26 protein-coding genes and 2 riboswitches are annotated in these 26521 nt (G+C 67.2%); of the genes, 19 read left to right on the plus strand and 7 right to left on the minus strand.

What is annotated here, in order from left to right:
• Positions 1 to 20: 20 nt before the first annotated feature.
• From ACNUDN_RS03380 to deoC, 3 genes are read left to right on the plus strand one after another with little or no spacing between them, the layout of a single operon-like run.
• The gene (locus ACNUDN_RS03380; protein ID WP_419120630.1) at positions 21 to 302 is read left to right on the plus strand and encodes a DUF2516 family protein; all 282 of its coding nucleotides are present in this window, start codon (positions 21 to 23) and stop codon (positions 300 to 302) included.
• On the plus strand, positions 302 to 724 hold the full coding sequence (locus ACNUDN_RS03385; RefSeq protein WP_419120631.1) for a DUF2599 domain-containing protein: 423 nt from the start codon (positions 302 to 304) through the stop codon (positions 722 to 724). The genes ACNUDN_RS03380 and ACNUDN_RS03385 overlap by 1 nt, the downstream gene beginning before the upstream one ends.
• Positions 724 to 1398: a deoxyribose-phosphate aldolase gene (gene deoC, locus ACNUDN_RS03390; RefSeq protein WP_419120632.1), complete on the plus strand. Its 675-nt coding sequence runs from the start codon at positions 724 to 726 to the stop codon at positions 1396 to 1398. Before ACNUDN_RS03385 ends, deoC begins: the two co-directional genes overlap by 1 nt.
• Positions 1399 to 1401: 3 nt before the next feature.
• Here deoC and ACNUDN_RS03395 read toward each other — a convergent pair whose 3' ends face one another.
• The gene (locus tag ACNUDN_RS03395; protein WP_419120633.1) at positions 1402 to 3147 is read right to left on the minus strand and encodes a sigma-54-dependent Fis family transcriptional regulator; all 1746 of its coding nucleotides are present in this window, start codon (positions 3145 to 3147) and stop codon (positions 1402 to 1404) included.
• A gap of 246 nt (positions 3148 to 3393) precedes the next feature.
• Here ACNUDN_RS03395 and ACNUDN_RS03400 point away from each other — a divergent pair, with 246 nt between their 5' ends.
• From ACNUDN_RS03400 to ACNUDN_RS03440, 9 genes are all read left to right on the plus strand, one after another.
• The gene (locus tag ACNUDN_RS03400; protein WP_419120634.1) at positions 3394 to 5022 is read left to right on the plus strand and encodes an aromatic/alkene/methane monooxygenase hydroxylase/oxygenase subunit alpha; all 1629 of its coding nucleotides are present in this window, start codon (positions 3394 to 3396) and stop codon (positions 5020 to 5022) included.
• Between the two features lie 67 nt (positions 5023 to 5089).
• Entirely contained in the window at positions 5090 to 6133 is a 1044-nt protein-coding gene (locus tag ACNUDN_RS03405) for a 2Fe-2S iron-sulfur cluster-binding protein (RefSeq protein WP_419120635.1), read from the plus strand.
• Positions 6134 to 6143: 10 nt separating this feature from the next.
• The gene (locus ACNUDN_RS03410; RefSeq protein ID WP_419120636.1) at positions 6144 to 7292 is read left to right on the plus strand and encodes an aromatic/alkene monooxygenase hydroxylase subunit beta; all 1149 of its coding nucleotides are present in this window, start codon (positions 6144 to 6146) and stop codon (positions 7290 to 7292) included.
• A complete protein-coding gene (gene mimD / locus ACNUDN_RS03415; protein ID WP_419120637.1) occupies positions 7289 to 7630 on the plus strand; it encodes a propane 2-monooxygenase effector subunit MimD in 342 nt (113 codons plus the stop codon). The genes ACNUDN_RS03410 and mimD overlap by 4 nt, the downstream gene beginning before the upstream one ends.
• A gap of 75 nt (positions 7631 to 7705) precedes the next feature.
• Positions 7706 to 8746, plus strand: coding sequence for an amidohydrolase family protein (locus ACNUDN_RS03420; RefSeq protein WP_419120638.1), 1041 nt, complete (start codon positions 7706 to 7708; stop codon positions 8744 to 8746).
• A 5-nt stretch (positions 8747 to 8751) separates the two neighbouring features.
• Entirely contained in the window at positions 8752 to 9486 is a 735-nt protein-coding gene (locus ACNUDN_RS03425; protein ID WP_419124999.1) for an iron-sulfur cluster assembly protein, read from the plus strand.
• A complete protein-coding gene (locus ACNUDN_RS03430; RefSeq protein ID WP_419120639.1) occupies positions 9483 to 10508 on the plus strand; it encodes an NAD(P)-dependent alcohol dehydrogenase in 1026 nt (341 codons plus the stop codon). Before ACNUDN_RS03425 ends, ACNUDN_RS03430 begins: the two co-directional genes overlap by 4 nt.
• A 34-nt stretch (positions 10509 to 10542) precedes the next feature.
• The gene (gene groL, locus ACNUDN_RS03435; protein ID WP_419120640.1) at positions 10543 to 12192 is read left to right on the plus strand and encodes a chaperonin GroEL; all 1650 of its coding nucleotides are present in this window, start codon (positions 10543 to 10545) and stop codon (positions 12190 to 12192) included.
• A 15-nt stretch (positions 12193 to 12207) separates the two neighbouring features.
• Positions 12208 to 12531, plus strand: a complete 324-nt coding sequence (locus ACNUDN_RS03440) for a putative quinol monooxygenase (protein ID WP_419120641.1) — start codon at positions 12208 to 12210, stop codon at positions 12529 to 12531.
• A 4-nt stretch (positions 12532 to 12535) separates the two neighbouring features.
• Here ACNUDN_RS03440 and ACNUDN_RS03445 read toward each other — a convergent pair whose 3' ends face one another.
• Genes ACNUDN_RS03445 through ACNUDN_RS03455 form a run of 3 tightly spaced genes read right to left on the minus strand, consistent with a single transcriptional unit; the run spans position 12536 to position 15420 of the window.
• Positions 12536 to 13405, minus strand: coding sequence for an LmeA family phospholipid-binding protein (locus ACNUDN_RS03445; protein WP_419120642.1), 870 nt, complete (start codon positions 13403 to 13405; stop codon positions 12536 to 12538).
• A complete protein-coding gene (locus ACNUDN_RS03450; RefSeq protein ID WP_419125000.1) occupies positions 13402 to 14220 on the minus strand; it encodes a carbon-nitrogen hydrolase family protein in 819 nt (272 codons plus the stop codon). The genes ACNUDN_RS03445 and ACNUDN_RS03450 overlap by 4 nt, the downstream gene beginning before the upstream one ends.
• A gap of 51 nt (positions 14221 to 14271) precedes the next feature.
• On the minus strand, positions 14272 to 15420 hold the full coding sequence (locus ACNUDN_RS03455; protein ID WP_419120643.1) for an agmatinase family protein: 1149 nt from the start codon (positions 15418 to 15420) through the stop codon (positions 14272 to 14274).
• Between the two features lie 11 nt (positions 15421 to 15431).
• Positions 15432 to 15497, minus strand: a riboswitch (guanidine-III (ykkC-III) riboswitch).
• 122 nt (positions 15498 to 15619) lie between these two features.
• A riboswitch (guanidine-I (ykkC/yxkD leader) is annotated at positions 15620 to 15730 on the plus strand.
• 26 nt (positions 15731 to 15756) lie between these two features.
• On the opposite strand from ACNUDN_RS03455, the gene ACNUDN_RS03460 reads away from it, so the two are divergent.
• On the plus strand, positions 15757 to 17292 hold the full coding sequence (locus ACNUDN_RS03460; RefSeq protein WP_419120644.1) for a high affinity choline transporter 1: 1536 nt from the start codon (positions 15757 to 15759) through the stop codon (positions 17290 to 17292).
• Positions 17293 to 17318: 26 nt separating this feature from the next.
• On the opposite strand, the gene ACNUDN_RS03465 is transcribed toward ACNUDN_RS03460, so the two are convergent.
• Both ACNUDN_RS03465 and ACNUDN_RS03470 read right to left on the minus strand, forming a co-directional pair.
• Entirely contained in the window at positions 17319 to 18113 is a 795-nt protein-coding gene (locus ACNUDN_RS03465) for a class I SAM-dependent methyltransferase (RefSeq protein ID WP_419125001.1), read from the minus strand.
• A gap of 51 nt (positions 18114 to 18164) precedes the next feature.
• Positions 18165 to 18671, minus strand: a complete 507-nt coding sequence (locus tag ACNUDN_RS03470) for a DUF2505 domain-containing protein (RefSeq protein ID WP_419120645.1) — start codon at positions 18669 to 18671, stop codon at positions 18165 to 18167.
• A gap of 26 nt (positions 18672 to 18697) precedes the next feature.
• On the opposite strand from ACNUDN_RS03470, the gene ACNUDN_RS03475 reads away from it, so the two are divergent.
• Both ACNUDN_RS03475 and ACNUDN_RS03480 read left to right on the plus strand, forming a co-directional pair.
• A complete protein-coding gene (locus tag ACNUDN_RS03475) occupies positions 18698 to 19771 on the plus strand; it encodes a UDP-N-acetylmuramate dehydrogenase (RefSeq protein ID WP_419120646.1) in 1074 nt (357 codons plus the stop codon).
• A gap of 15 nt (positions 19772 to 19786) precedes the next feature.
• Positions 19787 to 21085 carry a L,D-transpeptidase gene (locus ACNUDN_RS03480; protein ID WP_419120647.1) on the plus strand — a complete coding sequence of 433 codons (1299 nt, stop codon included), beginning with the start codon at positions 19787 to 19789 and terminating at the stop codon, positions 21083 to 21085.
• Between the two features lie 301 nt (positions 21086 to 21386).
• Here the strand turns inward: ACNUDN_RS03480 and ACNUDN_RS03485 are convergent, their stop codons facing one another.
• Positions 21387 to 22142: an SDR family oxidoreductase gene (locus ACNUDN_RS03485; protein WP_419120648.1), complete on the minus strand. Its 756-nt coding sequence runs from the start codon at positions 22140 to 22142 to the stop codon at positions 21387 to 21389.
• Between the two features lie 298 nt (positions 22143 to 22440).
• Between ACNUDN_RS03485 and ACNUDN_RS03490 the strand changes: the two genes are divergently transcribed.
• From ACNUDN_RS03490 to ACNUDN_RS03505, 4 genes are all read left to right on the plus strand, one after another.
• Positions 22441 to 23727, plus strand: a complete 1287-nt coding sequence (locus tag ACNUDN_RS03490) for an ROK family protein (RefSeq protein WP_419125002.1) — start codon at positions 22441 to 22443, stop codon at positions 23725 to 23727.
• A 75-nt stretch (positions 23728 to 23802) separates the two neighbouring features.
• Positions 23803 to 25092 carry a D-inositol-3-phosphate glycosyltransferase gene (gene mshA, locus ACNUDN_RS03495; RefSeq protein WP_419125003.1) on the plus strand — a complete coding sequence of 430 codons (1290 nt, stop codon included), beginning with the start codon at positions 23803 to 23805 and terminating at the stop codon, positions 25090 to 25092.
• The gene (locus ACNUDN_RS03500) at positions 25089 to 25637 is read left to right on the plus strand and encodes a type III secretion system chaperone family protein (protein WP_419120649.1); all 549 of its coding nucleotides are present in this window, start codon (positions 25089 to 25091) and stop codon (positions 25635 to 25637) included. The genes mshA and ACNUDN_RS03500 overlap by 4 nt, the downstream gene beginning before the upstream one ends.
• Positions 25638 to 25649: 12 nt before the next feature.
• On the plus strand, positions 25650 to 26402 hold the full coding sequence (locus ACNUDN_RS03505; RefSeq protein WP_419120650.1) for a phosphoglyceromutase: 753 nt from the start codon (positions 25650 to 25652) through the stop codon (positions 26400 to 26402).
• Positions 26403 to 26521: the final 119 nt, after the last annotated feature.

The raw sequence follows: 26521 nt of genomic DNA on the forward strand, positions 1-26521 counted from the left end.
ACCCGCATAGGCTGTTGAGCGTGGAGCTCCAAGGCCTGGTGGGTTACGTCCTCTTTGCGTTGCAGATCGCCGTCCTGGTGGCATCGGTGTATGCCTTCGTGCACGCCGCGATGCAGCGTCCCGATGCCTTCACCGCGGCCGACAAGCTGACCAAGCCGGTATGGCTCGTCATCCTCGGCGTCGGCGTGCTGCTGGCGTTGGTGCTCGGCATCATGGGCGTGGCGATCGCCGCGGTCGCCGCGGGCGTGTATCTGGTCGACGTGCGTCCCAAGATCCTGGAGATCCAGGGAAAGTCGCGCTGATGCGCGCACTGCTGACCGCCGCCGTGCTGGCAGCGGGCGTGCTGGCTCCTGCGCTTGTCCCGGTTCCGGCCGCGCAGGCGACCCCGGTATCGCCGGCGCCGCCGTACATCGAGCGGGCGGTGTGGGCCAAATGGGGAGACCTGTCGAGTCTGCGGGTGTACCCGACTGCGTCGGCGCGTCGCATCTCTGGGCACGCCGGCACCCAGCCGCTGGCCGAGGCCGCGTGGGTCGAGGTGCTGGCGCTCTCGCCGGACGCCGCGATCCCGGGGATGCGGGAACAGTTCATGTGCCACTGGAACTTCGCCGAGTTCGCCCAGCCCGGCAAGACGAGCTGGAATCTGGAACCCTGGCGCCCTGAGGTCGGCCCCGACGAGATGATGGCCACCAGGTGCAATCCGGGCGGTACCGAAGAACCCTTCTGATGGGCTCCTATTCCCGCGCTCAGGTGGCGGCTCTCGTCGACCACACCCTGCTCAAACCCGAGGCCACTGAGGCCGACATCGAGGCGACGGTCACCGAGGCGGCCGAACTCGGCGCCTTCGCGATCTGTGTGTCGCCGACGTTCGTCGGGGCGGTGCGACTGCTGGCGCCCCACGTGACCGTGGCCTCGGTGGTCGGATTCCCGTCCGGTAAGCATGTTTCGGAGGTCAAGGCCGGTGAGGCCCGGTTGGCCGTGGAGTCCGGGGCCGGCGAGATCGACATGGTCATCGACCTCGGTGCCGCGATCGGGGGCCAGCTCGGCGCCGTGCGGGCCGACGTCGCGGCGGTGCGCGAGGCGGTGCCGGGGGCCGTGCTCAAGGTGATCGTCGAGTCGGCCGCGATCCTGCAGCTGCGCGGCGAGCCGCTGCTGGTCGACGTCTGCCGTGCCGCCGAGGACGCGGGCGCCGATTTCGTGAAGACGTCCACCGGTTTTCATCCCAGCGGCGGCGCCTCGGTGCGTGCCGTCGAGCTGATGGCCGACGCGGTCGGCGCACGGTTGGGCGTCAAGGCCAGCGGCGGGATCCGCACCGCGGACGATGCGGTTGCGATGCTCGACGCGGGCGCCACCCGGCTCGGCCTGTCCGGCACCCGGGCGGTGCTCGACGGGCTCGACTGAGCGTCAGGTGATGCCGAAATCCTTGATCTTGCGGTAGATCGTCGCCCGCGACATCCCCAGTGCCTCTGCCGCATCAGCCTTGCTTCCGCTGTTCTCGGCCAGGCTGCGGACGATGGCGTCGCGCTCGAGGGCCTCGAGCTGACTGAGCCTGCGCCGGGTCAGCGACCTGCAGGTGGCGGGAAGTTTGTCCACGCCGATGACGCCGGATCGTTGTCGGGTGACGGTGTCGGCGAGCACCGCGCGCAGCTGCGCAACGTTGCCCGGCCACGGCAGCTTGGCCAGCTGGCGCATCGCCTCGGCGTCCATCCGGACCTCCGCGCCGCGGGTCAGCTCTGCCAGCAGCAACGGCACCAGGTCGTCGAGGTCTTCGATGCGGTGTCGCAGTGCGGGCACGGTGACGGTGTGGGTGAAGAACGGCAACAACAGCATGTCCACCAGTGCGGAATGCCGGTCGGAGTTCATTGTCGCCGCCACCCAGCCGCGCCCGGCGCACGCCTGCAGGCTCGACGTCAGCGGTTCGAGAATATCGTCGGGCAGTTCATCGACATCGGCGAGGATGACCGCGAAGTCCGGGCAATCGGTCTCGGCGTCGAACTCGCAGACGAACTGGTCGCCGGTGGAAAAGTCAGCCGGCCGCAAGATCCGCACGGTGCGTTCGGGGGTGACGAACTGTGCCACCGCCTGACCGAGTCGTGACCTGCCAGAACCACTTTCACCTTCGATGACCACCCAGTCTCGGTCCCGGTAGCACCGTTGGACCTGCGCACAGCTGCGTCGCCACGAACTGCTGCGCCCGCCCAGGCGTGGTATCGAGGGCGCTCCGGCCGGCCGGTGTGAGGCTTCACCGGTGTGCATCGCAACGTGGAATACGACGCTGCCTGGTGCGGTGACGACTTCGGCGGCCGAGATCTTCACCGTGATCCCGCTGGGTAGGGCGTCGACGCAGGTTCTGCGCGACGCGGTGCGCGCCATCTCCGAGGCCCGGTCCAGTAGCGCCGCCTGGTCGGCCGAGTCCAGACCCTGCCGTAGATGCGGGTTCATCAGCACGACATCGCCGCCGATCGCCAACACACCGGCGGGATAACGCCTGCTGTGGGTCAGGTAGGCGTCGAGCAGCAGGGTCTCGGTCTCGTTGCGCATCGTGAGCAGACGGTCCTCGATCTGGCTGCCCGCACTCTTGGCGAGCACGAACAGCAGTGGGTCGGCGTGATCGGCCCAGCACGTCAGGTCGACCACGCCGAGGATCCTGCGGGTGATCGGATCACGGACCGGCGAGCCGGCACATGCCAGCCGGCCCAAGGTCCCGACATAGTGCTCGCTGCCGCGGATGAAGGCCGGGGCGCCTGTCTCCAGCGTGGTGCCGATCCCGTTGGTCCCGGCGAAACGCTCGGCGTAGCTGTATCCGCGGGCCAGCCGGACCTCATCGAGGGTGCGCCCGATCCGGGGATCGGCGGCGATCCGGTCGAGAACCAGACCGTCGGCCGAGGTGAGGATCACGCTGACGGACTGGGCGGACAGGTCGTCGGCAATCCGGCGCAGCACCGGGGCCGCGGCGTGGGTCAGGGGAGTGTCGGAGTCGGGTTCACGGACGTACGGCAGGTCGACGCGATCCGGATGAACCTGCAGGTCGCGTGAGCGGCGCCAGGAGTTGAGCACACCAGGGGCGACGGCGTCGGTGAACAGAGCGCCGGCGGTGAGGAACTGCTCCCTCGCCCGTTGCGCATCGGCGGCGTGGGCATCGTTGACCATGGTTGGGCGCTACCTCGGTCGGTATGGGCTGCTGGGGGGAGCCTAGGCGTGTCCGCGCAGCGCGGCGTCTCATTTTGAGATTTCCGGCGCAGCGGAGCGGACGGCTCGATGAGTGTGATCCACGTCTCATAGTGAGACGTCTATGAGTCAGCTCGCCCGGTTGTATCGGAGGCGCTCCACCGCATCACGCACATCCCACCGTCCTCGACGCCGGCGTCAGACCGGCCCGCAGCCAGGAGGCGCACTTTGAGTAGGCAAAGCCTGACGAAGGCTCACGCGAAGATCACCGAGTTGTCGTGGGAACCGACATTCGCCACGCCGGCCACCCGTTTCGGAACCGACTACACGTTCGAGAAGGCTCCGAAGAAGGATCCGCTCAAGCAGATCATGCGGTCGTACTTCCCGATGGAGGAGGAGAAGGACAACCGCGTCTACGGCGCCATGGACGGCGCCATCCGCGGCAACATGTTCCGTCAGGTCCAGCAGCGCTGGCTGGAGTGGCAGAAGCTGTTCCTGTCGATCATCCCCTTCCCGGAGATCTCGGCGGCCCGCGCGATGCCGATGGCCATCGACGCCGTACCGAATCCGGAGATCCACAACGGGTTGGCGGTCCAGATGATCGACGAGGTCCGGCATTCGACGATCCAGATGAACCTCAAGAAGCTCTATATGAACAACTACATCGACCCCGCCGGTTTCGACATCACCGAGAAGGCGTTCGCGAACAACTACGCGGGCACCATCGGCAGGCAGTTCGGTGAGGGCTTCATCACCGGAGACGCGATCACCGCAGCCAATATCTACCTCACCGTCGTCGCCGAGACCGCCTTCACGAACACACTTTTCGTCGCGATGCCGGATGAGGCCGCCGCCAACGGCGACTATCTGCTGCCGACGGTGTTCCACTCGGTGCAGTCCGACGAGTCCCGCCACATCTCCAACGGTTACTCGATCCTGCTGATGGCGCTGGCCGATGAGCGCAACCGTCCGCTGCTGGAGCGCGATCTGCGCTATGCGTGGTGGAACAACCACTGCGTGGTCGACGCCGCCATCGGCACCTTCATCGAGTACGGAACCAAGGACCGCCGCAAGGACCGCGAGAGCTACGCCGAAATGTGGCGGCGCTGGATCTACGACGACTATTACCGCAGTTACCTTCTGCCGCTGGAGAAGTACGGGCTGACCATCCCGCACGACCTGGTTGAGGAGGCGTGGAAACGTATCGTCGACAAGCACTATGTGCACGAGGTTGCCCGCTTCTTCGCCACCGGCTGGCCGGTCAACTATTGGCGCATCGACGCCATGACCGACAAGGACTTCGAGTGGTTCGAAGAGAAGTACCCCGGCTGGTACAACAAGTTCGGTCGCTGGTGGGAGGACTACAACCGGCTGGCCTATCCGGGGCGCAACAAGCCGATTGCGTTCGAGGAGGTCGGTTACCAGTATCCGCACCGGTGCTGGACGTGCATGGTGCCGGCGCTGGTGCGCCAGGACATGGTCGTCGACAAGGTCGACGGGCAGTGGCGCACCTACTGTTCGGAAACCTGCCACTGGACCGACGCGGTGGCCTTCCGTGGCGAGTACGAGGGCCGTCCAACCCCGAACATGGGCCGGCTGACCGGTTTCCGGGAGTGGGAGACGCTGCACCACGGTAAGGACCTCGCCGACATCGTCGCGGACCTGGGCTACGTCCGCGATGACGGCAAGACCCTGATCCCGCAGCCGCATCTGGATCTGGACCCGACCAAGATGTGGACCCTCGACAACATCCGCGGCAACGTGTTCAACAGCCCCAACGTTCTGCTGAACCAGATGTCGGACGCCGAACGCGAGGCCCACCTCGCCGACTACCGGGCCGGCGGCGTCCCCGCCTGAGAACAACGGCGGTGGGCGGCGCGTGTATCCCCAACCGCGCCGCCCACCGACATTGCAGGAGACAGACATGGCTGATTCACACCGCATCAACTTCGAACCCGTCGGCATCGAGATCCAGGTATCCGAGGACGAGAACATCCTCGATGCAGCGTTCCGTCAGGGCGTCCACCTCATGCACGGCTGCCGGGAGGGCCGCTGTTCGGCCTGCAAATCCTATGTCCTCGAGGGCGACATCCAGATGGCTGACTACTCCACGTTCGCCTGTAACGACGCCGAGGTGGAGGAAGGGTATGTGCTGCTGTGCAAATCGCATGCATACGGCGACTGCACGGTCGAGCTGTTGAACTTCGACGAGGACGAACTCCTCGGCGGCATCCCCATCCAGGACGTGCGCACCCGTATCACCGCCCTGGTCCCGATGACTCGGGACATCGTCTCGTTGCACCTTGAGGCGGTCGCACCGGCAGCGTTCGATTTCAAGCCGGGTCAGTACGCCGACATCCACATCCCGGGGAGCGACGAACACCGCTCTTTCTCGATGGCCACCACCGGAGCAGATTCCAGCCGAATGGAATTTCTCATCAAGAAGTATCCGGGAGGCAAGTTCGCAAGCCTGTTGGACGGCGGGCTCGCCGCCGGCGATGAGATCAGCCTGACCGGTCCGTATGGTTCGTTCACACTCAAAGACGGCCATGTGCTGCCGGTGGTGTGCGTTGGCGGGGGAGCCGGGATGGCGCCCATCCTGTCGCTGCTGCGGCACATGGGCGAGACGTCCTGCCCTCGCCCGGTGCGGTTCTATTACGGTGCGCGCACCGCAGCCGACCTGTTCTATCTGGACGAGATCACACAAATCGGCAAGGGGCTCAATGATTTCGAGTTCATCGCCTGCTTGTCGGAGGAGATCGACGGCGAGCTTCCCGGCCATCTGCGGGTCGAATCCGGCAATGTCACCGATGTGGTCGCGGCCAACGAACCTGCGATAGCCAGATCCGAGATCTACCTGTGTGGCCCGCCGCCCATGGTCGATGCCGCCCTGGCACTGCTCGAATCCCAGGCCGTACCCAAAGACCAGATTTTCTACGACAAGTTCACCAGCCCTGCATTCGACTGAAAGGTCACTCATGTCCGCCCCAACCGCGCCAAAACCACGCAGTTTCCCCAAGATCGAATTCACCGACTCGGAGGCGGGTGCGCTGGAGTTCCCGAGTTCGCGCAGCCGCACGTACTCGTACTACAAGCCGGCCAAGATGCGCGCGACGATGTACGAAGACGTCACCGTCGATGTGCAGCCCGATCCGGAACGACATCTGTCCCAGGGCTGGATCTACGGATTCGGCGACGGGCCGGGCGGCTATCCGCAGGAGTGGACGGACGCGAAATCGTCGGACTGGCACGCCTTTCTGGATCCCAACGAGGAATGGGACCAGACCATCTATCGCAATAATTCAGCCGTGGTGCGCCAGGTCGAGCTGTGTCTGAAGAACGCCAAGCGTGCCCGCGCCTACGACGGCTGGAACTCGGCCTGGTTGCGGTTCCTGGCCAACAACCTCGGCGCATGGATGCATGCCGAGAACGGCCTGGCTCTGCACGTGTTCACGTCCATTCAGCGGTCGGGTCCCACCAACATGATCAACACCGCGGTCGCGGTCAACGCCGCCCACAAGCTGAGGTTCGCCCAGGACCTGGCGCTGTTCAACCTCGACCTCTCCGAAGAGGTGGGGGAGGACGGGGGATTCGACGGACAAGCACACAAACAGGTCTGGCAGTCAGCGCCGGACTGGCAACCGACCCGCGAGGTCGTCGAACAGCTGACCGCGGTCGGGGACTGGTGTCAGCTGTTGTTCGCCACCAACATCGTCTTCGAGCAGCTCGTCGGGTCCCTGTTCCGCAGCGAGCTGGTGATGCAGATCGCCGCTCGTAATGGCGACTACATCACGCCCACCATCGTCGGCACCGGTGAACACGACTACGACCGCGACGTCGCCTACACCCGCAACCTGTTCCGGATCCTCACCCGCGACGAGCAGTACGGCGACGCCAACACGGCGTTGTTCACCCAATGGCTGGACACCTGGGTGCCGCGCTGTCTGGCGGCCGCGCGCTCGCTGCAGCCGCTGTGGTCGCAGCCCGCGGAGAAGGCTGTCACCTTCGCCGGCAGCCTGAGTGCAGCCGAAGGGAAGTTCTCCTCCCTGCTCCACTCGATCGGGCTGGAGTACGACACCGCATCCGAGAGCGACACCGCATCCGAGAAGAAGGAGCACACCAAATGACCATGCAGTTCGGGTCGACGACCGAGTTCTCCAACAAGTGCGGCGTCACGCTGATGAATACCCCGGTTGGGCGGGTGGTGGCCGATGTCATGGGGAGCAAGAAAGGCGTGGAACTCACCGAATACCCCTCGATGATCCGCGTCGACGGCATCAGGTTGATCGAATTCGACTACGCCGAACTCACCGAGGCGCTCGGCGAGGAGTTCGACGGGGCGATCTTCGAGGAGATCAGCTCAACCCACTACGGCCGGATGGTCCACCTCGATGACAGGACCTTGCTGTTCGCCAGCCCCGAGGATGCTGCCGAGTACATCGGGTTCGACCTCACCGCCCGGTAGCCATGAACGCACTGCTGTCCGGGGTCATCGTCCCGTGACCGCAGCGAGAGCCCACACGAGATCAGGAGAGCCCGAATGTATGAGAAAGACGGCGATTCGTACTTCATCGTCGACGGTCACGTCCACATCTGGGACGGCCGTTCCAGCAATCACAAGAACATCCACGGCAGGCAGTTCATCGACTGCTTTTACGACTATCACCGCAATCTGAGCCCTGAGTCCGAGGTGTGGGACTACGACACCTACACCTACTACGGCGGCGAGCGGTTGATGCGTGACCTGTTCGTCGACGGCTACGTCGACCACGCCATCTTCCAGGCCACACTGCTCAGTGACTTCTACGTCAACAACTTCGGTCAGACCGAGGAGGCGTTCGGGCTGGCGCAACGGCACCCGGATCGGCTCACCTATAACCACGCCTACGATCCGCGTTACGGCGAGTCGGGTCTGGAACAGCTGCGCCGCGACACCGATCGGATGAACCTCAAAGGTGTCAAGCTCTACACCGCCGAATGGCACGGAGATTCACGCGGTTACAAGCTCGACGACCCATGGTCGCGACGCTACCTCGAAGAATGCATCGAGCTGGGCATCAAGAACGTCCACGTGCACAAGGGGCCGACTATCCGGCCGCTGGACCGGGACGCTTTCGACGTCGCCGACATCGACAAGGTGGCCACCGACTACCTCGAGCTGAACTTCATCGTCGAGCACTGCGGGCTACCCCGGCTCGAGGACTTCTGCTGGATCGCGACGCAGGAGTCCAACGTCTACGGCGGTCTGGCGGTCGCGATTCCGTTCATCCACTCCCGGCCGCGGTACTTCGCCCAGGTGATCGGCGAGCTGCTGTACTGGATCGGCGAGGACAAGATCCTGTTCGCCAGCGATTACGCGCTGTGGACCCCGAAGTGGCTGATCGAGAAGTTCGTCGACTTCCAGATCCCGCAGGACATGACCGAGTATGCACCCATCACCACCGACCAGAAGCGCAAGATCCTCGGGCTGAACGCCGCGGCGCTCTACGACCTGCCGGTGCCCGCCGAACTGCAGCTCCCCACGCCCGGACAGGACCAGGTCGAGGTCGCCGCAGGTGCCAAAGAGGCGGTGCCGCTGTGACGGCCATGATGGCGCGGACCGGCGTCATCGACGACGTGCTGGCAGCATTGTCGACAATCACCGATCCGGAACTCGACGAGCCGATCACCGATCTGGGCTTCGTGCGGTCGGTCACGCTCGACGACACCGGTGTCGAAGTGCACCTGCGGTTGCCGACGGCGTTCTGCTCGCCCAACTTCGCCTATCTGATGGCCTCCGACGCGCTCGATGCGCTGCAGGTGGTCGAGGACGCCGGCGAGGTCAGGGTCCTGCTCGACGACCACCACGACAGCCACAAGATCAACGCCGGCCTGGCGGCGGGCGCCGGCTACGTCGGCACCTTCGGCGTCGAAGCCCAGGACAGCCTCGACGAGTTGCGACGCACGTTTGCACGCAAAGCCCATTCGGCCGCAATGGAGCGTTGTGTCACTCGGCTGATGAATCGGGATCGGCTGGCCGAAGGGGATATTCATCGGATCACCCTGCACGATCTGCCCGCGGGCCGCGACAAGTCGGCACTGCTGCGACGGCGATTCGCGCTCGGTCTCAGCATCTGCCCGAACAGTCGCGTCGTGGTCGGCGACGACGGGCAGGCACTACCCCCCGAGCAGGTCCCGATGCGGCTGCGGTTCGCGCGGTCGGTGCGGATCTCCATGGAGGGCAACACACATTTCTGCCGCGGCTTGCTGGCCACCCGCTACGAGGACGGCGCCACAGTCATGCCCAAGATCGTCGACAACAGAACGAAGGAGCTGCCATGAGGGCGGTCCAGGTGGTCGGGTACCACACCAAGTTGCAGCTGCAGGAGATCGCCGAACCGGTCGTGGAGGGACCGCTGGACGTCATCGTCCGTATCGGTGGGGCGGGGGTGTGTCGCACCGATCTGCACATTCTCGAAGGCCAGTGGGAGCAGAAGTCCGGGGTGAACCTGCCCTACACCATCGGCCACGAGAACGCCGGTTGGGTGCACGCCGTGGGTGCTGCGGTGACCAATGTCGCGGTGGGGGACAAAGTGATCCTGCATCCGTTGATCACCTGCGGATTGTGCCGCGCCTGTCGCTCGGGTGACGATGTGCACTGCGAAAGCAGCCAGTTCCCGGGCATCGACACCAACGGCGGTTACGCGGAGTACCTGCGGACCACGGCTCGCAGCGTGGTGAAGATCGATGATTCGCTGGAGCCCGCCGACGTCGCGGCCCTGGCCGACGCGGGGCTGACGGCCTATCACGCCGCGGCCAAGGTGGCCCGTGCCACCGGACCCCGCGACACCTGTGTGGTGATCGGGGCGGGGGGACTGGGACATATCGGAATCCAAGTGCTCAAAGCCATCTCGGGAACCAGGGTGGTCGTCGTCGATCGAAATCCCGCTGCAGTGGCCCTGGCCGAGGACATCGGCGCCGACGATGGGATCGTCGCCGACGGCCACCATGTCGAGCAGATCTTGGAGCTCACCGGCGGACACGGCGCCGAAGCCGTCCTGGATTTCGTCGGCGAGGGCGGCGCGACCCGTGAAGGCGTCGCGATGCTGCGCCGGGCCGGTAACTACTACGTCGTCGGTTACGGCGAGAACATCGACATACCAACCATCGACATCATCAGCACCGAGATCAACCTCATCGGCAACCTCGTCGGCTCGTACAACGATCTACAGGACCTGATGGCGTTGGCCGCCCAGGGCAAGGTCACTCTGCACACTCACAAGTATCCACTCGACGAATTCCAAACCGCCATAGACGATCTCGATGCCGGCCGAGTTCGTGGCCGCGCCATTCTGGTGCCCTGAGCGCTGACCTCGACGACAAGGAAGGACACACACCATGGCAAAGGAGCTGCGGTACAACAGCGATGCGCGGACCCGATTGGAGAGTGGGGTCAACGCACTCGCCGACGCCGTCAAGGTGACGCTCGGGCCGAAGGGCCGAAACGCAGTACTGGAGAAGCTCACCGGTCCGCCCACCATCACCAACGACGGCGTCACCATCGCCAGGGAGATCCAGCTGGGCGATCCGTTCGCGAACATGGGAGCCCAGCTGGTCAAGGAGGTGGCGATGCGTACCAACGGGCTGGTCGGGGACGGCACCACCACCGCGACGGTGCTCGCCCAGGCGATGGTGCGCGAAGGGATGCGCGCAGTCGACGCGGGAGCCAACCCGATGCGGGTGCGGCGCGGCATCGAGAAGACCGTCCCGCTGGTGCTGTGGTCGCTGACCGAACACGCAGTAGCGGTGGGCGGCCGAGATGATCTGCTGCGTATCGCGACGCTGGCGGCCAGCGACGACGATGCGATCGGTGAGGTCGTCGCCTCGGCGGTCGAGCGGGTCGGCGAGGCCGGCGTCATCACCACCGAGGAGAGCGATTGCCTGGGCCTGAGCGTGGACATTGTCGACGGTATCGAGTTCGACCACGGCTACACCTCGGCCTATATGGTCACCAACCCGGATCGGATGGAAGCGGTTCTGGACAATCCGCTGGTACTGCTGACCAACAACAAGATCACCGCGGTGCAGGAGATCATGCCGACGATCGAAGCAGCCAAACGCGCCGATCGTCCACTGATGGTGCTCGCCGAGGACGTCGACGGTCCCGCGCTGCAGCTGCTCGTCGGCGGCAATATGCACCACACGATGCGGTCGGTTGTGGTTCGAGCGCCGGGGTTCGGGCACCGTAGGGTCGCCGAACTGGAAGATCTTGCCGTTGCGCTGGGCGGGCATGTGATCGCCAAGGACACCGGCCTGGAGCTGGGTGAGGTGACGGCGGGCCATCTGGGGTCGTGCGACCGGATCACCGTCACCGAGGACAGCACGACCATCGTGGGCGCTCACGGTGACGCCCCGCGGGTGGCGGCGCGGATCGGGCAGCTCGAGGCGCAACGGGAGCGGGCCCGAATTGACGCCGACCGCGACAGCCTTGACCTGCGGATCGCGCGGCTGACGGGCCGGGTCGCGGTGATCCGGGTCGGCGGTGCCACCAGCGTCGAGCTCAAGGAGCGGATGCTGCGGGTCGAGGACGCACTGGCCGCGACCAGAGCCGCGGTGGAGGCGGGGGTGGTCTCCGGCGGAGGTACCGCGTTGGCGCAGGCGCATCGCTGCCTGGCCGCGGTGACGCTGCCCGGCGACGAAGCGATCGGTGTGCAGGTCGTGCGCCGGGCGCTGGCCGAGCCGCTGCACTGGATCGCGCACAATGCGGGATTCGAGGGAGACGATGTGGTGCAGATCGTCGAGGATCTGCCGTTGGGGCACGGATTCAACGCGCTCTCAGGAGAGTACGGGGACATGTTCGACGAGGGCGTGATCGATCCGCTGAAGGTGACCCGGGCCGCGTTGGAGAGTGCGGCATCAATTGCCGCGCTGCTGATCACGACCGAGACGGCGATCGTCGAGCAGGTCGTGGGCAACCCCGGTGCGATCATGGCACCCGGCTTCGGTGACTTGGCCGAAGGTATGGTCCGCCCCTCGAACATCTACTAGAAGGAGCGACCCGCGGTGATCTTCATTGTGGTGAAATTCGAGGTGTCCGAGGATTTCCGAGAGTCCTGGCCGGCGATCACGGAGGAATTCACCGCCGCGACGCGTGCCGAGGATGGCAACCTCTGGTTCGACTGGTCACGCAGTTTGGACAATCCGTCGGAATACGTTCTGGTGGAGGCATTCCGGGATCAGCGGGCGGGTGTGGCACATGTGTCCTCGGACCATTTCGCCGCAGGACTGGCTGCGATGCGACCAGCCCTGCGGGCGACACCACGTATCGTGCATGCCGACATCTCCGCCGACGGGTGGTCACCGATGGGGGAGCTGCAGATCGACTGACCCCTTACAGCCCGGCGAAGCAGGGGTCGTCGGTCTGCTTCGGGATCGACGCGTTGCGGGTCGAGAATTGGCTCACCACACCGGAATCGGTGACCTCGACGGAATCGGCGCGGATGTCCATCGGGTAGTCCTGGGTCAGTTGTGAGGTGAACGCGTCCAAAGCGGGCTGCACGGCCTCGCGGGGCAGGGTGAAGCCGAGGCCGGTGACCCGTTGCACCTGCAATGCGATACCACCGTCAGCGACCGTCGGGCGAGCCGTGATGCTGCCGAGGGCACCCTCGAGTTCGATGGTGCCGTCGTTCGGGTTGGTCGTCACCCCGGTCACGAAGCTTCCGACGAGCGGGATGGCCCCCTGGATGGTCTGCTTGATGCCTTCGGTGCTCCAGGTGATGTTGGCGACCAGCGAACCGATGGTGCCGGCTCCGGTCGGGGTGTCCTCCAGGCGCACATCGTTGATGTCCAGGTTGACCTTCATACCTTTGGCGTCGCGGATCTGGTTGCCGGCGGTCTCGATGCGGATGTTGGTGTAGTGGCCCGACACGTGCTGCAGGAGGAACGGCGGCAGCACGCCGAACGAGGCGGTGGCGTCGTCCTGGACGACGCACTCCACGGTTCCCGCAACGACGGTGTCGGCCCGGTTGCGGGCGTAGAGCTCCCCGCCGAGCAGTCCGGCGAAGACCAGCGCCAGCACGATCACGACGACCAGCACGATCGAGAGCGGATCGCTGAACAGGTTCTTCAGTTTCGCCGGCAACGAGGAACCTCCCTGCGGTGTGGCAGGTGCCGCACCCGGCACCTGGCCGGGGGGTTGGCCCGGCGGAAACTGCGGCGGCGGGCCGGGCTGTTGCGGCGGACGGGCCCAGGGATCAGTCACGCCAGCGATTGTGCCCTACCGCGATGAGCGAAACCTGAGCGGTTGCGCAACACCGCGACCGTCTCACGGGCTTTGCGGATCCTCTCCAGGTCGACATCACAGATCAGCAGCTGCGGGTCCGCATCCGCCGAGGCCAGCACTTCGCCGAGCGCCGAGGTCACCACACTGCCGCCCACCCCGGTCGGTCCGAGCGCGGCGATCTCGTCGCCGGGATAGGCCTGGCCCACCGCGGCGACCACACTGTTGGTGTCGATGGCGCGGGCGCGGGCCAGCAGCGTCCACTGGTCGAGTTTGCCCGGACCGGTTCCCCACGACGCGTGCGCGGTGAGGATCTCGGCCCCGCGTTCGGCCAGTTCGACGTAGAGCTCGGGGAAGCGGATGTCGTAACACAGCGTGAGACCGATCCGCACCCCGTCGACGGTGATGACCACCGGTTCACGGCCCGGCGCGACGGTTCTGGACTCGGTGAAACCGAACGCGTCGTAGAGGTGGATCTTGTCGTACCTGGCCTCGACGCCGGGGCCCGTCGCGATCAGCGTGTTGGTGACCCGCACCCCATCCCCGGACGGCACGAACATCCCCGCCACCACCACGATGCCCGCGCGGGCGGCGATCTCCCGGACCGCCGAGGCCCACGGCCCGTCGAACGGTTCGGCGACCCGATTCAGTGGCACCCCGAATCGGCACATGGTGGCTTCGGGAAACAACACCAGTGCGGCGCCGGCCTCGGAGGCTCGCGTGGCGTACTCCTCGACCAGGCCGAGGTTGGCAGTCGGATCGGTTCCGCTGCGGATCTGGGCCAGGCCCACCCGGATGGCCGTCCGCGCGGCCTCTTGCTGCTGCACGCCCATGGCCAGCGAGTCTAGTTACGGGCCCCAGGCGGGCCGATCGGCCTTGGCGGCCTTGCGGCCGAGCTTGCCGGACCGGACCTGGGCGGCGAGGCTGTCGAGGATGACCCGCGAGCTCATCAGCGCGGTCTGTTCGGCCCAGTCGTAGGGCGGTGAGCACTCGACGACCTCGATACCGGCCAGACCGGGCTCGGAGACCATCTTCACCAGGTTCAGCGCCTCCCGGGGCAGTAGCCCACCGGGCTCGGGCCAGCCGGTGCCGGGCACGAACCCGGCGTCGATGACGTCGATGTCGAACGACAGATACACCGCCTTGGCGTCCTTCCACGCGACCTCGAGCGCTATTTCCGCGATTTTCTCCACGCCGACCCGTTCCACATCGCCGACGGTGATGACGGTCGATTTGCGGTCCCGGCCCACCTTCACCCCTTCGCGTGGACTCTGCCAGCCGCCGATCCCGATCTGGACCAGGTTGGTTGCGGGAGCGTTGCGGATGTTGGTGGCGTGGAACCACGGCGTGGTGTGCATCCGCTCGTCGAGGTCGGTCTCCTGGGTGTCGACGTGGCGGTCGAAATGGATGATGCCGATGTTGCCGTCCATGTACGGGGCGAGCCCGCGGATGGTGGGGAAGCCGATCGAATGGTCGCCGCCGAGCACCACCGGCATCACCCCGCGCTGCGCGACGTGCGCCATCGCCTGACTGATCTGGTCGAACGACTTCTCCAGGTTGCCGGGGATGGTGAACACGTCGCCGATGTCGACCATGTTCAGCTGCTCACGCAGATCGACCCCTGATTCGTAGTTGTAGGTGCCGAACAGGTTGGTGGAGCGGCGGATTCCCTGCGGTCCGAACCGGGTTCCCGGCCGGTAGGTGGCGCCGGCGTCGAGTGGGACGCCGAAGATCGCGACCTCGGCGTCGTCGACCTCGTTGACATCCTCGACGAACGGGCACTTCAGGAATGTGCCTCGCTCGCCGGCGAAGTGGGGCTTCTCGCCGCGGACGAACGTCGAGATGGTGCGGTCGTTGATGGTCGGTGCGGCTTCGAGTCCGTAACTGAGACCTCGGTCGATCTCCTCGCGGAGGCGACGGTCGCCGAGCCTGGCCTCGGCCTGTTGGGCCCACGCACCTTCGGCGTTGGGTAGCGACGGATCAAGTCGATCGGACATGAGTTCTCCTCATCGCGCCGTCTTGTCGCAGACCGGGTACGACGCACCTCGTCCGGGGCGCGGTGAACTCGCCGCGCCTGAGACCATTGTTGGCACGGCACCGAATTCCTGTCCAGCGCTAGAGGAAACGCAGCGTTAACACACGGCGCGACGTCACGTAATGCGGACGGTCTTTCCTGACGTGGACTCACACGCATGTGTGGGGCGCGCCTAGGGTTCCGTCGGCCACCAGGCCGGGTCTGGTCCGAGAGGTGCATGCGGCCGGCACCGAAGCACGACCGTTCCACGGCGGGACAAAAACCCGGGAGACTCCAGCGCACGTTCAGGAGGCTCCCGGTGATTCTTCTCGGTGTCGGGTTGAGCATTGTCGTCGTCACCTTGATCGGCCTCGCGGTGGCCCGCCGCGTGGGTGGCGACAGCACGAATTTCCTTGTCGGCGGGCGCAATTTGACTCTGCCGTTGGTCGGGGCCGCTCTGATGGGGCAGGCGGTGGACACCAACGCGACGTTGGGCAACACCGACCTGTCCTCGGAGTTCGGTTTCTGGGCGGGTGCGGCGCTGCCACTCGGACTGGGCCTGTGCCTGTTGATCACCGGCATCTTCTTCGCCAAACCGATGAACCGGATGGGGCTGACCACGCTGCCCGACTATTACCGGCTGAGATTCGGCCGGCCGGTGGAGATGGTCTCGTCGGCGCTGATGATCGTGGCGTTCGCGATCCTGGTGGCGGGCAACCTGGTGGCGGGCGGGTATCTGTTCGAGTACTTCGTGGGCTTCCCGTACTGGGTGGGTGTGGTGTTGATCGCCGGGATCGTGTTGCTCTACACCGGCGCGGGCGGCATGCTCGCCGACGCCTACACCGCGATCGTGCAGATGAGCCTGATCCTGGTGGCCGCGGTCGCGACCTTGATCTGGGTCGCGGTGACCTACGGGCTGACCGTTCCCGAGGGTATGGGACCGTTCGATCTCGGACAGCTCGGTGACCCGGCGCAGGGCGCCGCGATCAACTGGGCGACGCTGATCGCGCTGGGTATCGGCGACATCGTGGCCATCGACTTCATGCAGCGGATCTTCTCGGCCCGGTCACCGGAGACCGCCCGCCGGGCCTGTTTCATCGGCGCGGCCGGCGCAGCAGCGATCGGCATTCCGTTCGCCCTGGTGGCTTTGGCGTCGACCGCTGTCGTGCCGGAGGGCAGCGACGGGCCGGTGCTGTTCGTCCTGCTCGCCGACTATGCCCCGATCGGGCTCACCGTGCTGGTGCTCGCCGGCATCGTCGGCGCATCGATGAGCACCGCCAACGGGGCGATTCTCGGCACCGCCGCCGTCGCGGTCCGCAATGTCGGCAACGTCAAACGTGTACACGTCGAGGGCAGACCGGACCCGCTGCTGCGGGCAACCCGGTGGGCGATGCTGCCGGTGGCCGCGGTGTCGGTGTTGTTCGCACTCAAGGTGCCGCAGACCGGAATCCTGTTGACATTGGCGTTCGACCTGCTGCTGGCCTGTTTGATCGTGCCGTTCGTGCTGGGCCTGTACTGGCGGCGGGGGACGGCGGCCGCCGCGCTGGCCGCCATCGTGGTGGGGCTGGTGGTGCGGCTCGGCCTGTTCGCGATGACACCGACGATGTACGGGGTGGACAACACCATCTTCTACGTCGAAACCGGGTTCTTCGACGCGACGTTCGACGGTTACCCGACCTTCATCGCGTTCGGGGCTTCGCTGCTGGCCTATGTCGTCGTGGCGCTGGCGACCAGGCCGGCGACGTTGCGCGGACTCGACATTCAGGTCGCCGACGATCTGGACGAGGCCCTCGCCGGTGCCCAGGACCGGGCACTCGTTCCCGAAAAGGCGGTCGCCGAAGCGCCCCGAACCTGACCGGCGTGCCGTGCCGGGCGGTCGGCTCAGCCGACGGGGGCGACGGCAGACCACGGCACGGTGAGCACTCCGTCGCGCAGACTGCGTCGCGGCGTGCTCACCGGAAAGCCTTCCCCGGCAAGGAGTTCCATCATCGCTCGCCACCGGATCCGGGGGCCGAACACACCGTGTCCGGCCACGCTGGCCCAGGCCCGGTCGGCGGCGCGCAGCAGCGTGTGGATGGGCTGGCCTTCCACGTTGTGATGGATCAGCACCTTCGGCAGCCGCTCGGCGAGATCGGACGGGCGCTCGATCGCGAACGGGTCGCAGGCCAGCGTGAGGCTCACCGGAGAGCGCTCATCGAGCAGCACCCAACAACACAGCCGACCCAACTCGTCGCAGGTGCCGTCGACGATCAGCCCGCCGGGTGCCACCGCCCGACGCATCGCGGCCCACGCGTCGGCGACGTCGTCGACCGGGTACTGGCGCAGCACGTTGAAGGCCCGCACCAGGACCGGCCGATGTCCGGCCAGTTCGAAACCGCCGAGCGCGAAATGCACCCCCGGTGCGTGCCCCGCCCGTACGACCGCCTGCCCGGCGCGCACCCGGTCCGGGTCGATCTCCAGGCCGACCACCCGTACGTCGGCCCGCACCTGGCGCAGCCGGATCGCCAGCTCCAGCGTGGTCACCGGTTTCGCGCCGTAGCCCAGGTCGACCACCAGCGGATCCTCAGCGGTCTGCAGTGCGGTGCGCACCCGGGAGGAATGCACCAGCCAGCGATCGCTGCGGCGCAGCCGGTTGTGCCCGGTGGTGCCCCGGGTCACCTGCCCCAGTGGCGGCATACCCGAAGAGCATGGGAAGCCCTGCACCATGGCTCGATGGTAGAGACCCGATCAGCTGTTCTCGGTGATCCACACCGTGGTGAATCGCTGCTCGGCGATCACCAGATCCACCAGCTGACTGCCGATGAAGTTCTCGATCTTGCCGCCGACCAACGGCACCTTGACCTCGACCGTGGCCTTCAACGCCATCCTGGCCCTGCTGTCCAGCGGGGCCAGCACCGCATCTCCGTCGAGCCCGGCGGGCGCACCCGGGATCGAACCTCGCACCGTCGCCGACGCCCGGCCGTCGGCCACCGGGGTCCAGATCTCCTCGCGCACGAAACTGAGGTCCCCACGGTGGAACTGCGTGACAACCGCGGGAAGCCGGTCGGAGCGCAGCGTCTGGGTGGTCTTGACGCGGATACTGCCCTCCGGGTCGACGGTCATCTCGTCCAGCGTGGCGTGGTCGGCGCCCGAGTCGCGCAGCCGGACGAGCCAGTACCGCTCGTCGCTGAACGCCCGGTGCACCTGTTCGACCGTGCCCTCGTATTCGGCGGCCATGTCGAATGAACGTGGCATAGCTGGCCACGCTACCGTTAGCCGCCGTGGTCCCTTCCGAGTCCGGCGGCGTGCCGTTTGCCGAGCACGTGCCGCTCGCGCCCCTGACCACGCTGCGCGTCGGCCCGTCGGCGCGCCGCCTGATCACCTGCACCACCACCGCGCAGATCGCTCCGGCGGTGCGCTTCGCCGGCCCCGATGCGCTGATCCTGGCGGGTGGGTCCAACGTGGTGATCGCCGACGACCTGACCGATCTGACCGTCGTCCGGCTGGCGAACACCGGGATCGTCGTCGACGGTGCGGTGCTGCGCGCCGAGGCGGGCGCGGTGTGGGACGACGTCGTGGTCACCGCGTTGGCGCACGGGCTGGGCGGGTTGGAATGCCTTTCGGGGATTCCTGGCTCGGCGGGTGCCACGCCGGTGCAGAACGTGGGAGCCTACGGCGCCGAGGTCGCCGACACCATCAGCCGGGTCAGGCTGCTCGACCGCGACACCGGTGCGGATCTGTGGGTATCGCCGGATTTTCTCCGATTCGGTTACCGCACAAGCATTGTGAAGCATTCATCGAAGTGGGTGGTGCTCGAGGTGGAGTTCGCGCTGGACGTGTCCGGTCGCAGCGCCCCGCTGCGCTACCGCGAACTGGCCGACGCGCTGGGCGTCGAACCGGGAGAGCGAGCCGACCCGGGCCGGGTGCGCGCGGCGGTGTTGTCGTTGCGGGCGCGCAAGGGGATGGTGCTCGACGACGATCCGCAGCATCCCGATCACGACACCTGGAGTGTGGGCTCCTTCTTCACCAACCCGGTGGTCAGCCGCGCCGAATTCGACCGGATCGCCGACTCCGTGGACGGTCCGGTGCCCAACTACCCTGCCCCCGGCGGGGTGAAGCTGGCCGCCGGCTGGCTGGTCGAGCGCGCCGGGTTCGGCAGGGGATACCCAGCCGAGCACCGCGGCGGCGAAGCGCCGGCCCGGCTGTCGACCAAGCATGCGCTGGCGCTGACCAACCGCGGCACCGCCACCGCTGCCGACGTGATCGCCCTGGCCAGGACGGTGCGCGACGGTGTCCGGGCAGCCTTCGGGATCGAACTCACACCCGAGCCTGTGCTGGTCGGGTGCGCTCTCTAGGTACCCTGGGTTCACGTGAGCCCTGCCGAACCGCTGCCGTCGATCACCAGGCGGCGTGCCCTCGCCGCCTTCGCGGTGGGCGTCGTCGCGCCGAGCGCGCTGGCAGCCTGTATGGCCACCGACGGGGACCGGAACGACGGTGCCGCGGCCGGCGACGCACCGAAGTCCCCGACGATCACCTACGAACCCGCTGACGCCTCCGTCGACGTCGTCCCCACCGCCCGCGTCGGAGTCGACGTCGCCGACGGCCGGTTCCAGAAGGTCACCTTGACCAATCAGAACGGCAAGGTCGTCGCGGGGGCGCTGAACCGGGACCGGACCTCGTTCACGGTGACCGAGCCGCTCGGCTACGGCGTCGAGTACACCTGGTCGGGCACGGTCGTCGGCGGCGACGGCGACAGCGTTGCGCTGGGCGGATCGTTCACCACCGTCACCCCGGCGGTCCAGGTCAACGGCCGGTTCCAGCTCGCCGACGGCCAGACCGTGGGGGTCGCCGCGCCGATCATCCTGCAGTTCGATGCGGCCATCGGCGAGCAGAACCGCGCCGAGGTGGAAAAGGCGCTGACGGTGACCACCACCCCGCCGGTCGAAGGAAGTTGGGCGTGGCTGCCCGATGAGACCGCCGGCTCGCGCGTGCACTGGCGCACAAAGGAGTACTACCCGGCCGGCACCACCGTGCACGTCGACGCGAAGCTCTACGGTGTGCCGTTCGGTGACGGCGGCTACGGTGCCGCCGACTCCACACTGGATTTCGGCGTCGGCCGTTTCCAGGTGGTCAAGGCCGAAGCGTCGTCGCATCGCATCCAGGTCGTCACCGACGCCGGCGTGATCATGGACTTCCCGTGTAGCTACGGCGAAGGGGATCTGGACCGCAACGTCACCCGCAGCGGCATCCACGTGGTCACCGAGAAGTACGAGGACTTCTACATGACCAATCCGGCGGCCGGGTACGCCAACGTCCGGGAGCGTTTTGCGGTGCGGATCTCCAACAACGGCGAGTTCATCCACGCCAACCCGGCCAGCTCAGGGGCGCAGGGCAACAGTAACGTCACCAACGGATGTATCAACCTGTCGCTGGAGGATGCCGAGCAGTACTTCAACACCGCCATGTACGGCGACCCGGTCGAGGTGACCGGCACCCGGCTGCAGCTGTCGTACGCCGACGGCGACATCTGGGACTGGGCGGTGCCGTGGGACGAGTGGGTCACGATGTCGGCCCTGTCGGACCGGGATTCCCCCGGCAGCATCCCCAGCACCGCGCCGGTGACGCCGTCGCAGGCACCGCAACCGGTGGGCGACCGACCCGGCGGATAGTGCCGCGGGCGGGTTCTGCCTCGGCGGGTCGACCGGCTCAGGTCACTCGTCGCCGGTCCAGAACGCGTCCAGGATCAACGCATCCAGCGACAGGTTGGGGTCTGACGGCAGGGCGGTCAGCGGCAGTGATGTCATCGGAGTTCCTCGACTTCGTCGTTGCGGCAGGGATGAGTCGTTTCGGTAGGGATGAGGCGCTTCGGAGGGATGACTCCAGCGTGGCCCGCCCGGCCAAGAATTGCCCCGGGCGTATGCCAAGAAATTGACGGTGAGTTCGCTGAAAGACTGCTGAGACGCGGCCGGGCTAACTGCGGTTGAACCGGGATCCGCTGGCGCCGCTGACCTGATCGCGCGGCCGCACCACGATCAGATCGAGGTCGACGTGGGAGGGACGGCTGGCGACGAACCCGACAACCTCGGCGATGTCCTCGGCGATCAGCGGGGTCACGCCCTGGTACACCTTGTCGGCGCGTTCCTTGTCGCCGTCGAACCGGTTCAGCGAGAACTCGGTCTGCACCATGCCGGGCGCGACCTCGGTGAGCCGCACCGGTTTTCCGAGAAGCTCGCTGCGCAGCGTCCGGTGCAGCACGCCCTGAGCGTGTTTGGCCGAGGTGTAACCGGCGCCGTTGTCGTAGATCTCCACCGCGGCGATGGAGGTGATGGTGACGATGAGGCCGTCACCCGACTCGATCAGTTTCGGTAGCAGTGCCCGCGTCACGTGCAGGGTGCCCAGTACGTTGGCCTCCCACATCCAGCGCCAGTGATCGACGTCGGCGTCGGCGACCGACTCCAGTCCACGTGCGCCGCCGGCGTTGTTGACGAGCACGTCGACCCGGTCCAGGCGTCCGGCCATCGCGGCCACCGCGGTGGCGTCGGTGACATCCGCGACGATCGCGGTGCCGTCGATCTCGGCGGCCAGGGCCTGGATCGGCGCCAGTCGACGGGCCACGCAGATCACGTGAAAGCCTTGTGCGGCAAGGGTTCTCGCGGTGGCTTCGCCGATGCCGGCGCTGGCTCCGGTGACCACCGCGACCCGGCGGGAATCTGTGGGCGTCGTCATGACTCAAGACTAGGCCCACTGCCCACCTGGCCAGCCGGCAGAACGGACCCGACTCGACCTGTGACCGGGTCCACTCATCCTCCCTTCGCGCAGGTGCGCGTAGTCGTGCTAAGTTGACCGCGTGTTCTGGAACAGTCAGGCAGTTCTCGCTGCCGCGCGGCGTGCGTGTTGTTGTTGCGCATCCCGCCGCGCCTGACTGAGCCCGGATCGATCACGTCCCGCTGAGTCCCCAGGTGTGGCCCTGACCCCACCGGCCGACTCGACGAAGGACCATCCCGTGAGCGCATCCACCATCTCCATCGCGCAGCGCCCCCGTTCCGCGAAGCGCACCGTCTCCGGCGGGCGTTATCCGCAGGCACTGCTTCATCACATCGTTGCACCGGCGCTGCGTGTGCCCGAGGCGGCCGCCGCCACGGTGTTCGCCGCCGCCCGCCAACGGGGGCCGATCGCGCGGGATGTGATCGCCCAGCTCACCGGCCTGAGCATCGCGACGGTGAACCGCCAGGTCACCGCCCTGCTGGAGGCCGAAGTGCTGCGCGAGCGCGCGGATCTGGCGGTGTCCGGTGCGATCGGGCGGCCCCGGGTGCCCGTGGAGGTCAACCATGAACCGTTCTTCACCCTCGGAATCCACATTGGTGCCCGCACCACCAGCATCGTGGCCGCCGACCTGTTCGGACGCACACTCGACGTGGTGGAGACGCCGACGCCGCGCGGGCCCCAGTCGGCGGCGCTGACCGGCCTCGCCGGCAGTGCCCGCCGTTATCTGAGCCGTTGGCACCGGCGCCGCCCGCTCTGGGCGGGGGTGGCCACCGGAGGTGTGGTCGACAGCGCCACCGGCTATCTCGATCACCCGCGCCTGGGGTGGGCGGACGCACCCGTGGGTCCGGTGCTCGCCGAGGCGCTGGGGCTGCCGGTGTCGGTGGCCTCGCACGTCGACGCCATGGCGGGCGCCGAACTGCTCCTCGGTGCGCGGCGGCAGCCCACCAGACCCGCCACCAGCCTGTACGTGTACGCCAGGGAAACCGTCGGCTATGCGCTGTCGATCGGCGGGCAGGTGCATTCCCCGGCGAGCGGGCCCGGAACCATTGCCGGCTTGCCGGCATTCTCCGAAATTCTCGGCGGCACTGGGCAATTGGAGTCCACGGTCAGCGACGAGGCGGTGCTGGCCGCCGCTCGTCGGGCACGTGTCGTGCCGACCGAAGGACCCGCCTCGACGGTCACGGCGGTGCTGCGCGCGGCCCGGCAGGGCGACGAGCAGGCGGCCGCGTTGGTCGCCGAACGCGCCCGGGTACTGGGTGAGGCGGTCGCCTTGCTGCGTGACATGCTCAACCCCGACGATCTGGTGGTGGGCGGGCAGGCGTTCACCGAATACCCGGAGGGCATGCCGCTGGTCGAGGAGGCGTTCGCGCGGCGATCGGTGCTGCCCCACCGGGACATCCGCGTCACCTCGTTCGGCAACCGGATCCAGGAGGCGGGGGCGGGCATCGTCTCGCTCGGCGGGCTCTATGCCGACCCGATCGGGGCGATGCGACGCGCGCGGGGCGTGAATGCGGTTCACCCACGCAGGCCCGAAGTGAGTGCCTGAGTCGGGGCCCCAGGCGGGCGGTGTAGACATGACGGTGTGCGTCTAGCGACCGAACCGGGCGGCCCGACTTCCGGAATGCCCCAGCCGCGCCGGGTGGCGGTGCTGTCGGTGCATACATCCCCGCTGGCCCAGCCGGGTACTGGCGACGCGGGGGGCATGAACGTGTACGTGCTGCAAACCGCGCTGGAACTGGCCACCCGCGGTGTCGAGGTGGAGATCTTCACCAGGGCGACGTCGTCGTCGGACCAGCCGGTGGTGCCGGTGGCTCCCGGGGTGCTGGTGCGCAATGTGGTGGCCGGGCCGTTCGAAGGGCTGGACAAGAACGATCTGCCCACCCAACTGTGCGCCTTCACCGCAGGGGTGCTGCGCGCCGAGGCCACGCACGAGCCGGGCTACTACGACATCGTGCATTCCCATTACTGGTTGTCCGGACAGGTGGGGTGGTTGGCCGCCGACCGGTGGGCGGTGCCGCTGGTGCATACCGCGCACACCCTCGCCGCGGTCAAGAATGCGTCGCTGGCCACCGGGGACAGCCCGGAGCCGCCGATGCGCTCGGTCGGTGAGCAGCAGGTCGTAGACGAGGCCGACAGACTCATCGTCAACACCGAACATGAGGCGCAGCAATTGGTTTCGCTGCACGACGCGGACCCCGCACGCATCGACGTGGTGCATCCGGGGGTGGACCTGAAGACCTTCACGCCGGGCGACCGCCGAGCCGCGCGCGCCGCTCTCGGTCTGGACCCGGGAGCGCGGATCGTGGCGTTCGTCGGTCGAATCCAGCCGCTGAAGGCGCCCGATGTGCTGCTGCGCGCGGTCGCTCTGCTGCCGGGTGTGCAGGTCCTGATCGCGGGCGGGCCCTCGGGTTCGGGTCTGGCCACCCCGAACAACCTTGTGCACCTTGCTGCCGATCTGGGTATCGGCGACCGGGTGACCTTCCTTCCTCCGCAGTCTCGCGAAGATCTCGCCCGGGTGTACCGGGCCGCTGATGTGGTGGCGGTGCCCAGTTACTCCGAGTCCTTCGGCCTGGTCGCCGTGGAGGCCCAGGCCTGCGGGACCCCGGTGGTGGCGGCCGCGGTCGGAGGACTTCCGGTCGCCGTGCGCGACGGTGTCAGCGGCGCGCTGGTGGACGGTCACGATCCGGCAGCGTGGGCCGCGACGCTGGGCGAGGTGTTGGGCGCCGACCCGGCACCGATGCGCCGCGCGGCCGTCGAGCACGCTGCCACGTTCTCCTGGTCGCATACCGTGGACGCGCTGCTGGCCGGCTACGGCCGGGCCATCGCCGATCATCGCGCCCAGCACCAGCGTGCTGTGTCGGCCCGGCGCAGCGGCCGGCGGTTCGCGATCCGGCGCGGGGTGCGTGCGTGAGCGGGGGAAGCGAGCAGGCCGTCCAGGACCTCATCGAGCGGACGCTCGACGAGCACGAACTGGAATACAGCCGCCACGGCGGTGCCGCCGGCGGGCTGCCCGGGTTGGTGGTGGCGTTGCCGGGGGAGCGCAGGCTCAAGACCAACACCATCCTGTCGATCGGTGAGCACTCGGTACGGGTCGAGGCGTTCGTGTGCCGCAAACCCGACGAGAACCACGAGGGCGTGTACCGGTTCCTGCTCAAGCGCAACCGCAGGCTCTACGGGGTCGCCTACACCCTGGACAATCTCGGCGACATCTACCTGGTGGGCCGGATGTCGCTGGCTTCGGTCACCGCCGAGGAGATCGACCGCGTGCTCGGCCAGGTGCTGGAAGCCGTCGACTCGGATTTCAACACGCTGCTGGAACTGGGGTTCCGCACCTCCATCCAGAAGGAATGGGAGTGGCGGGTGTCGCGCGGCGAATCGTTGAAGAACCTTCAGGCCTTCGAGCATCTGTTCTCCGACGACCGAGACGACGACACGGACGACCGACCCGGGGCGTGAGAGGATCGGGTCATGGCAGATACCGCGACGCTGATCCTGCTCCGCCACGGTGAGAGCGAGTGGAACGCGCTGAACCTGTTCACCGGCTGGGTCGACGTCGATCTCACCGAGAAGGGGATGGCCGAGGCGGTCCGGGCCGGCGAACTCCTCAAGGCCCAGGACCGTCTTCCCGACGTGCTGTACACCTCGCTGCTGCGCCGGGCCATCACCACCGCGAATGTGGCACTGGACAAGGCCGACCGGCACTGGATCCCGGTGCACCGCGACTGGCGCCTCAACGAACGTCATTACGGCGCACTGCAGGGCCTCGACAAGGCCGAGACGAAGGCCAAGTACGGCGAGGAACAGTTCATGGCGTGGCGCCGCAGCTACGACACCCCGCCGCCGGCGATCGACCCGGGCAGCGAGTTCAGCCAGGACCGCGACCCGCGGTACGCCGATATCGCCGGCGGCGCTCCGCTCACCGAGTGCCTCAAGGACGTCGTCGAGCGCTTCGTTCCGTACTTCACCGAGGTGATCGTCCCCGACCTGAAGGCGGGAAAGACGGTGCTGATCGCCGCGCACGGGAACTCGCTGCGGGCGCTGGTGAAGTATCTCGACGGGATGTCCGACGAGGACGTCGTCGGGCTGAACATTCCCACCGGTATCCCGCTGCGCTACGACCTGGACGTGGATCTGAAACCGACGGTGGCCGGTGGCAGCTATCTCGACCCGGAGGCGGCGGCGGCGGGAGCCGCGGCAGTGGCCGCCCAGGGAGCCAAGTAGGCAGGTCCCGTTCCGGCCCCCGGCAAACAGCGGGTTAACAGAGGAGGACGTCGATCCGAACTTCCGTCTCTGGCCGTGTGACTTGTCCCGTTTTGGCCGCACGCTGCTGGGATGACGTT

The organism is Mycobacterium sp. smrl_JER01 (assembly GCF_048513595.2).
Taxonomy (GTDB): Bacteria; Actinomycetota; Actinomycetes; order Mycobacteriales; family Mycobacteriaceae; genus Mycobacterium.

What these genes read in the sequence shown, in the direction of transcription:
- ACNUDN_RS03385 (WP_419120631.1), top strand. Translation starts at nt 302, where the DNA reads ATGCGCGCACTGCTGACCGCCGCCGTGCTGGCAGCGGGCGTGCTGGCT.
- deoC (WP_419120632.1), top strand. Translation starts at nt 724, where the DNA reads ATGGGCTCCTATTCCCGCGCTCAGGTGGCGGCTCTCGTCGACCACACC.
- ACNUDN_RS03395 (WP_419120633.1), bottom strand. Translation starts at nt 3,147, where the DNA reads ATGGTCAACGATGCCCACGCCGCCGATGCGCAACGGGCGAGGGAGCAG.
- ACNUDN_RS03405 (WP_419120635.1), top strand. Translation starts at nt 5,090, where the DNA reads ATGGCTGATTCACACCGCATCAACTTCGAACCCGTCGGCATCGAGATC.
- ACNUDN_RS03410 (WP_419120636.1), top strand. Translation starts at nt 6,144, where the DNA reads ATGTCCGCCCCAACCGCGCCAAAACCACGCAGTTTCCCCAAGATCGAA.
- mimD (WP_419120637.1), top strand. Translation starts at nt 7,289, where the DNA reads ATGACCATGCAGTTCGGGTCGACGACCGAGTTCTCCAACAAGTGCGGC.
- ACNUDN_RS03420 (WP_419120638.1), top strand. Translation starts at nt 7,706, where the DNA reads ATGTATGAGAAAGACGGCGATTCGTACTTCATCGTCGACGGTCACGTC.
- ACNUDN_RS03425 (WP_419124999.1), top strand. Translation starts at nt 8,752, where the DNA reads ATGATGGCGCGGACCGGCGTCATCGACGACGTGCTGGCAGCATTGTCG.
- ACNUDN_RS03430 (WP_419120639.1), top strand. Translation starts at nt 9,483, where the DNA reads ATGAGGGCGGTCCAGGTGGTCGGGTACCACACCAAGTTGCAGCTGCAG.
- groL (WP_419120640.1), top strand. Translation starts at nt 10,543, where the DNA reads ATGGCAAAGGAGCTGCGGTACAACAGCGATGCGCGGACCCGATTGGAG.
- ACNUDN_RS03455 (WP_419120643.1), bottom strand. Translation starts at nt 15,420, where the DNA reads ATGTCCGATCGACTTGATCCGTCGCTACCCAACGCCGAAGGTGCGTGG.
- ACNUDN_RS03465 (WP_419125001.1), bottom strand. Translation starts at nt 18,113, where the DNA reads ATGCCGCCACTGGGGCAGGTGACCCGGGGCACCACCGGGCACAACCGG.
- ACNUDN_RS03470 (WP_419120645.1), bottom strand. Translation starts at nt 18,671, where the DNA reads ATGCCACGTTCATTCGACATGGCCGCCGAATACGAGGGCACGGTCGAA.
- ACNUDN_RS03485 (WP_419120648.1), bottom strand. Translation starts at nt 22,142, where the DNA reads ATGACGACGCCCACAGATTCCCGCCGGGTCGCGGTGGTCACCGGAGCC.
- mshA (WP_419125003.1), top strand. Translation starts at nt 23,803, where the DNA reads ATGCCCCAGCCGCGCCGGGTGGCGGTGCTGTCGGTGCATACATCCCCG.
- ACNUDN_RS03505 (WP_419120650.1), top strand. Translation starts at nt 25,650, where the DNA reads ATGGCAGATACCGCGACGCTGATCCTGCTCCGCCACGGTGAGAGCGAG.